General features: G+C 65.9%; 14 protein-coding genes and 1 riboswitch. Of the genes, 5 read left to right on the top strand and 9 right to left on the bottom strand.

The window, feature by feature from the left end:
- Positions 1-25 precede the first annotated feature (25 nt).
- The 6 genes from ACNAOU_RS26130 to ACNAOU_RS26155 all read right to left on the bottom strand — a co-directional run bounded on the left by ACNAOU_RS26130 (position 26) and on the right by ACNAOU_RS26155 (position 5,585).
- Entirely contained in the window at positions 26-637 is a 612-nt protein-coding gene (locus ACNAOU_RS26130; RefSeq protein ID WP_422759288.1) for a copper resistance CopC family protein, read from the bottom strand.
- A gap of 68 nt (positions 638-705) precedes the next feature.
- Complete coding sequence (locus tag ACNAOU_RS26135) at positions 706-1,314, bottom strand: hypothetical protein (protein ID WP_250820622.1); 609 nt, start codon at positions 1,312-1,314, stop codon at positions 706-708.
- 93 nt (positions 1,315-1,407) lie between these two features.
- Positions 1,408-2,115, bottom strand: a complete 708-nt coding sequence (locus tag ACNAOU_RS26140; RefSeq protein ID WP_422759289.1) for a DsbA family protein — start codon at positions 2,113-2,115, stop codon at positions 1,408-1,410.
- The gene (locus ACNAOU_RS26145) at positions 2,115-3,032 is read right to left on the bottom strand and encodes a cation diffusion facilitator family transporter (RefSeq protein ID WP_250820620.1); all 918 of its coding nucleotides are present in this window, start codon (positions 3,030-3,032) and stop codon (positions 2,115-2,117) included. The genes ACNAOU_RS26140 and ACNAOU_RS26145 overlap by 1 nt, the downstream gene beginning before the upstream one ends.
- Positions 3,029-3,403, bottom strand: coding sequence for an ArsR/SmtB family transcription factor (locus ACNAOU_RS26150; RefSeq protein ID WP_250820619.1), 375 nt, complete (start codon positions 3,401-3,403; stop codon positions 3,029-3,031). Before ACNAOU_RS26150 ends, ACNAOU_RS26145 begins: the two co-directional genes overlap by 4 nt.
- A gap of 67 nt (positions 3,404-3,470) precedes the next feature.
- Positions 3,471-5,585, bottom strand: coding sequence for a cytochrome c oxidase assembly protein (locus tag ACNAOU_RS26155; RefSeq protein WP_422759290.1), 2,115 nt, complete (start codon positions 5,583-5,585; stop codon positions 3,471-3,473).
- 225 nt (positions 5,586-5,810) lie between these two features.
- Between ACNAOU_RS26155 and ACNAOU_RS26160 the strand changes: the two genes are divergently transcribed.
- The 5 genes from ACNAOU_RS26160 (at position 5,811) to ACNAOU_RS26180 (ending at position 11,035) form a co-directional block, all read left to right on the top strand.
- Complete coding sequence (locus ACNAOU_RS26160) at positions 5,811-6,233, top strand: ArsR/SmtB family transcription factor (RefSeq protein WP_284705365.1); 423 nt, start codon at positions 5,811-5,813, stop codon at positions 6,231-6,233.
- Positions 6,234-6,293: 60 nt separating this feature from the next.
- On the top strand, positions 6,294-7,262 hold the full coding sequence (locus tag ACNAOU_RS26165; protein WP_250820617.1) for a cytochrome c oxidase assembly protein: 969 nt from the start codon (positions 6,294-6,296) through the stop codon (positions 7,260-7,262).
- Positions 7,259-8,890, top strand: coding sequence for a cytochrome c biogenesis protein ResB (gene resB, locus ACNAOU_RS26170; protein ID WP_250820616.1), 1,632 nt, complete (start codon positions 7,259-7,261; stop codon positions 8,888-8,890). Before ACNAOU_RS26165 ends, resB begins: the two co-directional genes overlap by 4 nt.
- Positions 8,880-9,737, top strand: a complete 858-nt coding sequence (locus tag ACNAOU_RS26175; protein WP_422759291.1) for an SURF1 family protein — start codon at positions 8,880-8,882, stop codon at positions 9,735-9,737. The genes resB and ACNAOU_RS26175 overlap by 11 nt, the downstream gene beginning before the upstream one ends.
- Positions 9,738-10,020: 283 nt before the next feature.
- A riboswitch (cyclic di-AMP (ydaO/yuaA leader) is annotated at positions 10,021-10,194 on the top strand.
- A gap of 58 nt (positions 10,195-10,252) precedes the next feature.
- Positions 10,253-11,035: a M23 family metallopeptidase gene (locus ACNAOU_RS26180; protein ID WP_422759292.1), complete on the top strand. Its 783-nt coding sequence runs from the start codon at positions 10,253-10,255 to the stop codon at positions 11,033-11,035.
- A 21-nt stretch (positions 11,036-11,056) separates the two neighbouring features.
- Here ACNAOU_RS26180 and ACNAOU_RS26185 read toward each other — a convergent pair whose 3' ends face one another.
- Genes ACNAOU_RS26185 through ACNAOU_RS26195 form a run of 3 tightly spaced genes read right to left on the bottom strand, consistent with a single transcriptional unit; the run spans position 11,057 to position 13,177 of the window.
- Positions 11,057-11,728, bottom strand: coding sequence for a vitamin K epoxide reductase family protein (locus ACNAOU_RS26185; RefSeq protein WP_250820614.1), 672 nt, complete (start codon positions 11,726-11,728; stop codon positions 11,057-11,059).
- A gap of 41 nt (positions 11,729-11,769) precedes the next feature.
- On the bottom strand, positions 11,770-12,381 hold the full coding sequence (locus ACNAOU_RS26190; RefSeq protein WP_250820613.1) for a TlpA family protein disulfide reductase: 612 nt from the start codon (positions 12,379-12,381) through the stop codon (positions 11,770-11,772).
- Positions 12,382-12,427: 46 nt separating this feature from the next.
- Positions 12,428-13,177, bottom strand: a complete 750-nt coding sequence (locus ACNAOU_RS26195) for a cytochrome c biogenesis CcdA family protein (RefSeq protein ID WP_250820612.1) — start codon at positions 13,175-13,177, stop codon at positions 12,428-12,430.
- Position 13,178: the final 1 nt, after the last annotated feature.

A 13,178-nucleotide genomic window follows, 5' to 3' on the forward strand; every position in this document is an offset into this window, starting at 1 on the left:
GGAATTGGATGGTTCAGTCGCTCGGCTAGGCTCCGGAGGCCTTGTCCCGGCGCTTGCGGGCGATGAAGAACGCGGCGGCGGCAACAGCGAGGATGGCGGCGGCAATGCCCACGGCCATGGGAGCGTTGTCGTCGTTGGGTTTAATCTGGTCCGGTGCCGTTTGGGCTGCCGGCGCCGGGGTGCTGGTGGCCGTTTCCGCGCCCGAGGTTGGCGTCGCTGACGGTGACCCGGCAATGGCTTGGGCGGGATCCTGGACGGTGAAGGAGTAGTTGCCTTCGATAGGGTGTCCGTCGGAGGAAACCGTGCGCCAGAGGACCTTATAGACGCCATTGGCCCCGCCGGTGATGGCGGTGGAAATGGTCGGACCCTCCACCGTGACCTTGCCGTCACTGAGGGTCTTGCCCGTCTCGTCGGTGACGGTGATAACGCTCAGGTTCAGCTGCTCTGTGTCCAGGGGAGGCTCCGAGAGCGTCAGGGACACGCTGCCGGGGGCCGCTGTGACCGTGGTGTCCTTCGCCGGCACGGTTGATTCCAGGGCGTCGTGGGCCAGCGCCGGAGTTGCGGCGAAGGCCGGGAGCAGGAAGGCCGTGGCGATGGCCAGCCGGAGGCGGAAGCGTCGGGGATTACGGGGTTTCATGGGATTCTGCAATTCTGCTTGAGGCGGGAGAGGACCGGGGTCGCGCCGGGCCGCCCTGAACCACATGGTCAGTACGTGCCGGCGGACGCGCACAGCGGAGGTCCCCGCACGGGCGGCCGGAGCAGCGCCTTCCTCCGCGGAGAAAGGGCCGGCGCTGCTGCGACCGGAACCTCACGGCAGGTTTGGATTGCAGATGGTTCAAGCGTGTCCACCAAGGGCCGCAGCCAGGCCGCCAACGCCCACAGCGCCGACTCACCTCGTGCCATGACAAGAGCGGTAACGAGAACCGCTGCCGCATGCATTGCGAGCATTCCGAGGCTGACATCCGCGCTGAGGTGGTCATGCGGGCTCCCGGCCGCAACGCTTCCGGTGCCGCCCGGCAACCCACCGTGGTGGGCGCCGGTGGGCGCGGGCGCACCGGGGCCGGACAACGCCGAGAAGGCCAGGTGCAGTACAGTCTGGCCAACGCCCAGATATGCGGCCAGCATGGGGGCGGTCATTTTCCTGCCCGCCAGCATCACCGCAGACAGCGTGACAACAGCTGTCAGGGCGGTCATGACCGGGAAGGCCGGGAGTTCACCGCCGGCAAACACATGCGCTGCGGCAGCAAAGGTCAGGACCGTCACCGCAACGGCAGCGGCCCTGGGGAGGCGGAACGGTGCGCGCGCAAATGTCATCGCGCACCACTCCTTTCCTAGGAAGAACTATCGTTCTACGTTACGTAGAAGACGGGCGGCAGGGCAACGGCGTACCCCGCGCCGGCTGGTCCGTTATTTTGCGGCGTCTGCGAGCAGTTGCCGGAATTGTTCCCTGGTCTCCAAGGTCAGCATTTCCCCGTTGAGGAAGAACGTCGGCGTGCCCTTGACGCCCAGGGCGGTTCCGTCGGCGATGTCCTTTTTGATCCGTTCCTTGGTCTTGTCATCGGCCACGGCGGCGTCGTAGGCGGTCAGATCCAGTCCGAGCTCCTGGGCGAAGGTGCGGAACAGGGGCGCCTGGGACTCGGTTTTCTCACCCCACTGCGGCTGGGTCTCGAACATTTTGGCGTACATTTGCTCGTATTTGCCCTGCTGGGCGGCGGCTTCCACGGCAAGGGCCGCGGTGGCTGAGTTACGGTGCGCCGGCAACGGGAAGTAGCGGTTGACGAAGGTGATCCGATCACCGAATTCCTTTTTCAGTTCCTCGACCACCGGCTGCGCGGCAAGACACGCTTCGCATTCGAAGTCCAGGAACTCCACCAGCTGGGCTTTCTCGGTGGCCGGGGAGGTGACGCGGTGGCTGTCCTCGCGCACCAGTTGGGCTTCCGCGGCCGCGGCCGCGGCCGCGGCCGGTGCCTGGGCGGCCGGGGCGGGTTTGTTCAGAGTGAACACGGTGTACCAGACCACCCCGACGGCGACGAGGACGGCCAGCAGGACCCAGATGAAGACCCGGGCCTTCTTGGCGGTGTCCATGGGAGGGGGAGGGTTTTTGGTTTGTGTCATCAGTGGTGGATGCTTTCCTGGTCGCGGTGGGAGGCGGGTTCGATCTGGAAGGTGGAGTGTTCGACGCTGATGTCGAAGTGCTGGGCCACGCAGTCCTGCAGGTCCGCCAGGATGCTGGCGGCATGGCCGTCGGTCATGCAGTTGTCTTCGACGGTGACGTGGGCGGAGAGGACCGGGGTTCCGGAGGCCACGAGGGAGGCATGGAGGTCGTGAACGTCGATGACGTGGGGCAGGGCCAGGATGTGCTCGCGCACCTTGGCCAGGTCCAGGCCCTTGGGGGTGGATTCCATGAGCACATTTACGGTGTCGCGGAGCAGTTTGAGTGTGCGGGGGATGATCAGGACGCCGATCAGCAAGGACACCAGGGCGTCGGCCTGGAGCCAGCCGGTGAGGGCAATGATGATGGCTGCCGCGATGACGGCGACGGACCCGAGGGCGTCGTTGAGGACCTCGAGAAAGGCTGCCTTCATGTTGAAGTTGTGGTTCCGGCCGGAGGCGAGGATGAGCAGGCCGACCGCGTTGCCGGCCAGGCCGATGATGCCGAACCAGAGCATGGTGGATTCGCCGATTTCCGGGGGCTCGAAGAGCCGGCGGATGCCTTCGACGATGACGAAGCCGCCGACCGCGAGCAGCAGCGCGGCCTGCCCGGCGGCGGCGATGATTTCGGCGCGTTTGTAACCCCAGGTGCGCTTCAGGGTGGCCGGTTTCAAGGCCAGCGACGCGGCGATGAGCGCAATCAGCAGCCCGGCCGAGTCGGTGAACATGTGTCCGGCATCGGCCAGCAGCGCCAGGCTGCCGGTCAGCGCGGAGCCGATGATCTCGGCAATCATCACCGTGAAGGTGATGGCAAAGACGGCGATGAGTTTGCCGCGCCGGGAGGTTGCCTCGGCGGCGTGGTCGTGCTCGTGGCCGCTCATGAGTGGACCTCCAGGATGTCGGCGGCAGCGGGGGCGCCTGTGGTGTCCTGGTCGTGTTCGGGTTCGGCGCATCCGCAGATGGTGTCCACGGTCAGGATGGTGCCCAGCAGGTCATCCAGGGCGTGGGCCAGTTTGGCGTCGGCGAGTTCGTACCGGACCCGGCGTCCGGCCGGTTCGGCAGCGACCAGGCCGCAGTCGCGCAGGCAGGCCAGATGGTTGGAGAGAATCTGGCGGCTGACCCCGATGCTTTCGGCCAGATCCGACGGGAACGCCGGACCGTCCTTGAGCTGCAGCAGGATCGCGGCCCTGGTCGGGTCTGCGAGGGCTTTGCCGAACCGGGCCAGCACGTCAATCGTGGAAAGTATGCGCATACCCGCAATGATACAGAAATATCTGGATTCATAGAAGGCTGAATTCAGGGTTGTTGCTGGGCCCGGTTTAGCGCTGACCATCATGGCCCCGGGTCCTGGTGTCGCGTTCTTCCAGTTGGGCGAGCATGGCGTTGTAGGCATTCAGGTCGGCGTCGTTGGTGCGTGCGGCTGCCCTGTCGCTGCGGCGCGTTTCGCGGGCATCCGACCGAGACCACATGACGGCCACGCCAATGGCGATCAGCAGGGTCGGGACCTCGCCGATGCCCCAGGTGATGGCGCCGGCCATTTGCTGGTCCTCCAGCGGCGGGGCGCCCCATTCGCGGCCCAGTTCAGTGAACCACTCGGGTTGGATCAGGGTGGTCGATCCCATCAACGTGACGCCGAAGAAGGCATGGAAGGCCATGGTGGCCAACAGCAGCAACAGCCGGAGAGGGTAGGGAGCCCGGCGCGGAACGGGGTCCGTGCCGATCATCGACAGGACAAACAGGTAGCCGGTGATCACGAAGTGGACGGTCATGAGTTCGTGCCCGACGTGCTCTTTGAGGGCGAAACCGAAGGCGTCGGAGTAGTAGAACAGGACGATGGAGCCGGCGAAATTGGCGGCCACGAACAATGGATGGGTCACGATGGCCGCGAGGCGGGAATGTATCAGCATCATGACCCATTCCCGCGGCCCCCGGGACCCGTCGTTGCGGGGTTTCAAGGTCCGCAGCGCCAGGGTGACCGGCGCGCCCAGGACGAGGAATACCGGGACGACCATGGTCAGGGCCATGTGGTCGAGCATGTGGGCGCTGAACAGGATCCGCCCGTAGACCGAGGGTCCGCCCGAGGTGAAGAACACCAGCGCGGCCAGCCCCACGAGCCAGGCAACACTGCGGATCCATGGCCAGCTGTCCCCGCGGCCGCGCAGGCGCTGAGCTGCGCGCAGGTACAGGTACGCGGCGAAAACGGCGAAGGCGATCCAGAGCCAGTCCGGGCGCCAGATGGTGAACCAGCGTTCGGGGGTCAGTTCCGGCGGCAGAAGGTAGCCGGTGAGGATCTCGGCGGGCGTCAGGGCCGGCCGGATGTCTTCGCCGGCCGGTGGCGGGGTGCGGCTCAGTGCGGCGGCGAGGCCGCTGACGGCGCCCATGATCAGCAGCTCCACGACGATGAAGCGCCACAGCAGCCGGGTGGCTTGCCCGGTCCGGTTTTTTACGCTCAGCGCCGGAATGAGCCGTTTCCGATGCAGGTACCCGATCGCTCCCAAGGCGATGGCGGCCGTTGTTTTCGCCAGGAGCAGGACACCGTAGGGGGAGGCAAGACCGGCCGGGAGTTCGATGCGGATGGTGGCATTGATGATTCCCGAGGCCACGACGAGGACAAAGGCGAAACCGGCCAGGGTGGAGAACCGCTGCAGGACCGCCGCGGTGTCTTTGCCGAAAGCGGTCCCGCCCACGGCCAGCGCGATCAGGCCGCCCAGCCACAGACATACACCGACCAGGTGCAGACCGAGGGAGTTGATGGCCTGTTCGTGGTCGTTGCCGCCGGCCGCGTGGCCGATCAACACCACCGGCAGCAGGCCGCCCAAAGCCAGCAGGGCCGCGGCGGCCAGGCCCGCGCCGGACCGGACGCCGAAGGTCAGGGTGGCCACGACCGCGGAGATGATGACCACCCACAGCCAGGCCGCACCGTTGGGAAGCTCAGTAATGTAGGAGACGATCTGGGCGGCGAACTCGCGGCTGCCGGAGACCGGAACCCCTGCAATATCGGCGAAACTGAACACCAGCACCGCCCCGGCCGAGAGAGTCCACACCAGGCTCGCCACCGAGGCCAGCACCATGATCCGGCTGAACGCCGGATGCTCATCAGCGGCCGCGATCTCCGCCGCCGAAAGGTCCGCCGTGCGGGACGCGGATCCGCGGCCCTTGCGGCCCCGCAGCACCGGCGGCACGATGAAGGCCGCGAAGACCAGGGCGCCGATGGTGGCCGCCGCTGCCACGTTCTGCACGGTCTGGGCCACGCCGTAGCCCCAGCGGACCAAGGCGCCAGGATCGCGGGTTTCAGCCGGCAGGGTCCCCCTGCCGTAGGCCGTCGCCACCAGGACCACGATCACGGCAATCACGCCGGCCGCGGCCAGCCACCGCAATTTCGGCGAGGTAGCCGGGCTGCCGCCGGCGGCGGGGGCGGGGGCTTTCAAAGCCACAATGGTTCCCTAACACTGGTCCCGTACCTGCCTCCCCAATGGCCCGGGAGTCAGGCGGCACCGGTGCGTTCCGGCGCCATTCAAGATTATCTGTAGAGTTGTTCAGACGTTAATCGGTGGCTGCCTGGATACCGCCAGGATCCCCGAGTCCGGGCCCGTGGGACATGGCCCGGACACGCCAGAAGGCAAATGCGACGCATTAGCAGGTAGAGGTAGTCTTGATGAATGACGGGAACAGCACAGGCAGCGCCGATGCCCAGCCAACCGGGCAGCGACTGCGCCGTCCGGCTGATCGATGCCGAGAAGGTCGAGGCCGTCAGGTCCCGGATGCCGGCGGATACGGACGTGACGGATCTGGCCGTGATTTTCGGGCTGCTCTCGGACCCTGGGCGGGTGAGGATCCTCATCGCCCTGCTCGAAGGGGAGATGTGCGTGTGCGACCTGGCCGCCACCACCGGTCTGAGCGAATCCGGTGTTTCCCATGCGCTGCGGCTGCTGCGCGGCCCGCGTGTGGTGCAGGTCCGTCGGGCCGGCCGGATGGCTTACTACTCGCTGGCCGACTCGCACGTGCGCATGCTGCTCGATCTTGGCCTCACGCACGTCGGACATGCCGGCCAGGACCGGCTGAAAATGGTCAGCAACAGCTAACTCCCGCCCCCGCCCCGCCCGCACCCGGCCCGGACGCCGCGGCCGCACGGAGGTACTGAGATGGGTGAGCCTGGAATCGAGGGGCCGGTCTGGCTTCCTACCCTGCCACCTTCGCTGGGTGAGTACCTTGCACCGAACCTGCAGCCTGTTCCGCTGATCCCGGCCCTGACACTGCTGGCCGCGGCCCTCTACCTCGCCGGCGCGATCAGCCTCTGGCGGCAGGGCCGACACTGGTCCCCGATACGCACAGCATCGTTCCTGTTCGGCTGCCTGGCCATCATCGTCGTCATGGGAGCCGGCATTGAAGGGTACGGGCTGCGGATGTTCTCCATTTTCATGTTTCAGCAGCTGACCCTGATGATGGCTGTGCCGCCCCTGCTGGTCATTGGTTCCCCCGGGACCTTGCTGCTGCGGGCGACCCCGCACGGCCGGTTGGGCCGGCCGGTGCTGAGGTTTGCCCTCTGGGGTCTGCGGTCCCGTTGGGGCCGGTTGGCCATTCACCCGGCCTTCATGGTGCCGTTGTTCCTGCTCAGCTTCTACGGGGTCTATTTTTCCGGGCTCGCGGACCTGCTGTTGCCTAACTGGTACGGGCACGTCGGGCTGGAATTGTTGTTCCTTGCCGCGGGCATCCTGTTCACGGTTCCGCTGATTTCCGCTGATCCGCTGCCGAGCAGGCAGACGCACTTCGGCCGGCTGCTGGACATCTTTGCCGAGATGCCGCTGCATGCCTTTTTCGGCGTCGTGATCATGATGGCCACAGCGCCGATGGTGAAGTTCTTCGCTGCACCGCCGGAAAGCTGGAAAGTGGATCCGATGCAGGACCAGGGCCTCGCCGGCGGGCTGGCCTGGTCGTACGGGGAGCTGCCGGGGGTGCTGCTGTTGATGTTTATCCTGGTGCGCTGGCAGCGGGACGAGGCCCGCGGCTGGGCCAAATCCGAACGCAAGGCGGCGGTAGTGGGGGACCCGGACCTGGACGCCTACAACGAATACCTGCGTCAGCTGGCGAACCGTCCGGTGCGCCGGCGATGAGAACACCAGGCACCCCACATTCCGCGCCCGCAGACCAGGCTCCGGCGCCCGTGCTGCCCGCGTTGGGACCCGGTGGCATGCTGCGCTGGGCCTGGCGGCAGCTGACCAGCATGCGGACGGCCCTGTTCCTGCTGCTCCTGCTCGCAGTGGGCGCCGTGCCGGGCTCGTTGTTCCCGCAACGCTCGGCCAATCCCGCACTCGTTACCCGCTATATCAAGGACAACCCCGGGTATGGGCCGGTCCTGGATGCGCTGCAGATGTTCGATGTCTACTCCTCGGTGTGGTTCTCCGCGATCTATCTGATGCTGTTCATTTCGCTGGCCGGCTGCGTCACGCCACGTGCTGCCGCGCACTACAAGGCCATGCGGTCCCGGCCGCCGCGTACCCCCAAGCGCCTTTCGCGCCTGCCGGAGTACGGCACCCTGGTGCTGCCCGCCGACGCCGGAATCCCTGCCGCTGCCGCCATTGCGGACGCCGCGGAAGTGCTCAGGAAACGCCGCTACCGGGTGGAAGTCAGGGACGCGGACGGAACGCGGCCGTCTCTGGGTGCCGAGCGCGGCTTCGTGAAGGAAGCCGGCAACCTGGTGTTCCACACCGCGCTGATCGGTGTGCTGGTCTGCGTGGCCGTCGGCGGCATGTTCGGCTACCGCGGACAGAAAATTCTCATCGAAGGCGGCACCTTCGTCAACACCCTGGTCAGCTATGACGCCTTCACCCCGGGAACCAACTTCAACACCGCCTGGCTGGATCCGTTCGCCGTCACTCTCGAGACATTCGAAGTCCGTTTCGACAGGGAATCATCCCGGCAGTTCGGCCAGCCGATCGATTTCACCGCAAAGCTGACCACCAAAGACGGAACGGAGTCCCCGGCACGGGAACAGATCCTGAAAGTCAACGAACCGGTCTACTTCGGTGAAACCGGGGTGTTCCTCGTCGGCAACGGCTACGCCCCGGTCGTCACGGTAAAGGACGGCACCGGGAAAACCGCGTTCAGCGGTCCCGTGGTGTCCATCCCCAACGACGGGGTGTACACCTCCTCGGTGGTGCTCAAGGTCCCGGACGCGGCACCGTCCCAGCTGGGCTTTGTCGGGTTCTTTTTGCCTTCGGCCATCAAGAACGACCAGGGTGTGTCCTACAGCTTCGATCCTGATCCCCTGAACCCGCAGCTGAACCTGAATTCATACTACGGAGACCTTGGACTGGACACCGGAGCCCCGCAAAACGTCTATGTCCTGGACGTGGCCAAGCTGACCCAACTCAACGGCCGGGACCTGCCCGCCGGGGGCATCACACTCGCACCCGGTGGCACGTACACGCTGCCCGACGGCAAGGGAAGCATCAGCTTCGACGGGCTGAAACGCTACATCGGAGTGGATGTGCGCAGCACCCCCGCCCAAGGTGGGGTCCTGGCGTTTTCCCTGCTGGCCGTGACAGGCCTGATGGTCTCGTTGTACGTGAACCGGCGCCGGGTCTGGGTCCGCGCCGGCACCCACGAGGACGGCAGGACGATGGTCGAGTACGGCCTCCTGGCCCGAGGAGAAGACCACCGCCTGGCCGCCGAGGCCACTGCCATCCGCGCCCTGTTGGCACGGCGGTGGCAGCTTCGGGAGGAAAAGAGTGGCGTATAGATTATTGCTGTCGTGGCGTTGGGTGGGGTGGCTGCTGCTGGCCGCACTTTTCGCCGCCGCATGCATAGGCCTGGGAAACTGGCAGATGGACCGTCGGAACCAGACAGTGGCAGAGATCCGCAGGGTCCAGGAGAACTACGACAAACCCCCCGCGCCGTTTCAGGACGCCCGCCCCTACTTCGAGGTCGCCAACCCCGACGCGAAGTGGACAACCGTTGCAGTGTCCGGCCGGTACCTTGTCCAGGACCAGAGAATCGTCAGGAACCGGCCCAATAACTCCGTTGCCGGATATGAGGTAGTGGTTCCGTTCCGGCTTGCTTCCGGTGAAACGATCGTGATCAACCGGGGGTGGCTGCCGATCGGCAACCTTCGGCCCGGATACCCCGATGCCGTGCCGGCCCCGCCACCGGGCGAGATCTCCGCGGTGGTGCGCATCAAACCCTCCGAACCCGATCTTGGCCGGGACGCTCCCGAGGGACAACTGGCCAGCATCGACCTGCCCTACTTCGCGAGCCAGCTGGGCTATCCCTTGATGACAGGCAGTTACGGGGTGATGGCCTCGGAGTCCCCGCAGCCCGCCGTAGTTCCCCAGCAACTTGCCCAACCGGCCGTCAAGGAAGGATCAAACCTGTCCTACGCCATGCAGTGGATCACCTTCGGGGTTCTGGCGTTCGTCGGCTTCGGATACATGGCACGTCAACAGGCCCGCATCCACCGTGAGGAGCGTGAAATCCCGGACGAATCCGCGGAGACAGCAAGCACCCTCCAGCACCCCCGTCATCCCTCCGCGCCCAAGCGTTCCCGCGCCGAGGAAGAAGACGCCCTGCTGGACTCGATGGGACTGTGACTCTGGCGCAGGCCGGCGGATACCCGCGCAGCGCGGGCATGGACAATCCCCACGGACGGACATCACGGCGCGCGGGAACCATCCTGCACTGGGCCTCGTTGAGCCTTTGGCTGCACATCTGAAGAGACGCTCAGCAATTGCGTACCGGCCACCGGATAGCGTCCGCGCTTGCACGACACGCGAAGGTACTGTCACGAAATTGTAACGATGATGCTTTGCGGCTACTATTAATTCAGGTTTTTCTGTACTGAGACCCTTGATGCCCCATGCTGAACCCCGCCGGGGGCATCAAACGACTATCCCTTTTTGACGGCGGGGGTGGAGGACCCAGGATCGGCAGTAAGCCTGCCTTGGGGTGAAGCCGTGATGTCGGTGGCCTGAAAGCCGCCGGGCACGGCCGGGCTTTTTCCTTGGCCCGAACCCGACAGCTAACTTCGCAGGCGAACCGAAAGGATCGATCCCCCTTGCCTTCTGTATCCCCCCATGGCCGCCGCCGAAAGCCAACCTCAGGATTGGTGCCCCGCACGGCCCTCCCGATGATGTCCCCCACGACCGGTCGCCACCGACCCCTGCCAGGCGCAGGGGCGCGGGCGCGCCGCCGCAAACAGGTCACCGCAGCCGCCACGCTGAGCGTCGCCGCGCTGTTGACCGCAGCGCTCACCGCCGCCCATGCCGGCACGGCCCCCACCGGCACGGCCCCTGCCGTGCAGGCATCGGAAACCGTCGCTGCCGGCGCGCCCGTCCAAGCCCCCGTCGGGGCTTCGATCAGTTATGAACGGCCGGCTGTCACCACCGAGCAGGCACCGTTGCCGGTACCCGCCAAGACCCCCCTAGCTGCTGCCGGCGCGGCGACGACCCCGGCGGCCTCCCCGGTCCCCGCTGCGGCTGCTCCTGCGCAACCTGTCTCAGCAGCCCGGCTCGGGGCGCCCTTGGCCGGCATGTCGGTCACCTCGCCGTTCGGTATCCGCACCAGCCCGATCTCAGGCACTGGGGAGCTGCACACCGGCCTTGACCTCGTGGCAGCCTGCCAGACCGCGGTGTTCGCCGCCGGAGCCGGGACCGTCGTGGAGGCCGGATGGTCCCCCTATGGTGGCGGGAACAGGATTGTGGTGGACCACGGCAACGGCCTGAAGAGCACCTACAATCACCTGGCCTCCATCGAAACCTCCGTGGGCGCGACCGTGTCCGCCGGCCAGCGGCTGGCCGCGGCCGGAACCACCGGCAACTCCACCGGATGCCATCTGCACTTCGAGGTACTTCTTAACGGACAGACCGTGAATCCGCAGGGATGGATGTAAGCCCCGACTGGTTGTCGACCGTCAGAGTCCTGATGTGCCCAGGAAGACGTGGCTAAAGGCGAAGAAGATGGTTGCGGTAACGGCCACGTAGAGCAGCGCGGTAATGATCCAGCCGAACTCACCGACAACGCGGGCCGTTCCGGCGGGTACTTTGATGACTCCATGGGTGATGTTCCGGGCCGTGACCCAGACGAACAGGGGAATCATTGCCGCCCAGACGATCATGCAGAAGGGGCAGAGGATGTGGATTGAGTACAGGGCCTGGGACCACAGCCAGACGACGAAGCCAAACCCAAGCGTGACACCGGCCTGCAGTCCGGCCCAGTACCAGCGGGCGAACGTTGCACCGGAAAGCAGGGCCATGCCCGTGGTGATGATGACGGCGAACGCCACGATCCCGATGAACATGTTGGGGAATCCGAAAACGGAACTCTGCCAGGTCTGCATGACCTGACCGCAGGAAATCCAGGGATTGACGTCGCAGACGGTTTTGTAGCCGGGGTCTTTGAGTACCTCGAGTTTCTCCAGGACCAGGGCGCCGGAGGCGAGCCAGCCGATGACGCCGGTGATGACCAAGAGCCACCCGAACGGCTTGTTGCGGGTCATGCGGGGAATATCCAACCCCGCAGCAGCTGAAGCAACCCCACGATCGGAGGGTTTCACGTTCGCGGAGGGTTTTGCGGTGCTGGTCATGGCAGAAGTCCTTTTAGGTGGTCTGGCGGCGGGCTTGGTAATCATGATCCCGCAGCTGCGGTAGTGATCAGTGCCTTCAAAGTGCCTTTTTGGGAGATCCCCAGGATCCGGGCACTGACGCGGCCTTGAGTGTCCAGCACCAGGGTGGTGGGGACTGCACGGGGCGGGACGTACTCGGTCATGGCCAGCAGGATGCCGCCGTTGCTGTCATCGAAGCTGGGGTAGTCGACCTTGAAGGTCCGTTCGAAGGCTTCGGCCGTGGCTGCGTCGTCGCGGACGTTGACGCCGTAGAACAAGATGCCTTGGTCTTTGAATTCCGTGTGCAGGGCGGCCAGGTCCGGGGCCTCCGCCCGGCACGGAGCGCAGGCCGCGTACCAGAAATTGAGGACCACGACTTTGCCTGCCCAGTCCCGGGCAGCAACTTTTTGCCCGTCAAACAGCCGGCCTTCCAAGGCGACCGCGGCCCCGCGTGATCCGGGTGGGTATTCGTTGACCGACCCGTCCCCGGCGATGTAGTTCTTGTCATCGCCGGCCTTGGCCTGCTGGGCCAGATCGTCCGGGGCTGCGCAGCCGGTGAGGGCAAGTACTGCCGCGCCCAAGCCCAGGATGGTGCGGCGTCCGGGGCGCCGCCGTGGCTCTGGTTGGTTGATCATGTTCTCGGTCCTTGCTTGATTGTGTCTGCGTGCGGGGTCTTGGTGGCTAGACGGGCATCAGGAACGTCCCTGCCAGGTTCTGCAGCTGGTAGATCCATTGCACCCACACCCCGGTTACCATCAGGACCCCCAGGATGATGAGCATGACGGCGCCGCCGGTGTTGACGGCCCGAATGTGCTTGCGGACCACCGATAGGACCTTCGAGACCCAGTTCAAGCCCAGAGCGACAAGGACGAAGGGGATGCCGAGTCCCAGGCAGTAGATGAAGGCCAGCAGTGCCCCGCGCCAGGCGCTGCCGGCGGTGACGCTCAGGCTGAGCACGGCGCTGAGCGTTGGGCCCATGCAGGGGGTCCATCCGAGGCCGAAGACGATGCCCAGGAGCGGGGCTCCGGAGAGCCCACCGCGTCCTGGACCCTGGAATTTGCGGGTTTGCTGGAGCCAGGAGAACCGTCCGAGCAGGACCAGGCCCATGATGATGACCACGACGCCCAGTCCCCTCATGAGTGGGTCCTGCCAGCGGATCAGCCAGGAGCCGATGGCTCCGAAGGCTGCCCCGTAGAGGGTGAAGACGGCGCCGAAGCCGAGGATGAACAGTGCCACCCCCGAGAGGACCCGTCGCCTGTTCCGCGGCTGCGTTGGGTCGGTGAGCCCTGAGACGAAGCCCAGGTAGCCGGGAACCAGCGGAAGGATGCACGGAGAGAGGAACGACACCAGACCTGCTGCGGCGGCCAGGGGCAACGCCAGGATCAGGGCCCCGGAGGTCACCGTCGAGGCAAAGTATTCACCAATGTCCAAC

The organism is Paenarthrobacter sp. C1 (assembly GCF_049315185.1).
Taxonomy (GTDB): Bacteria; Actinomycetota; Actinomycetes; order Actinomycetales; family Micrococcaceae; genus Arthrobacter; species Arthrobacter nicotinovorans.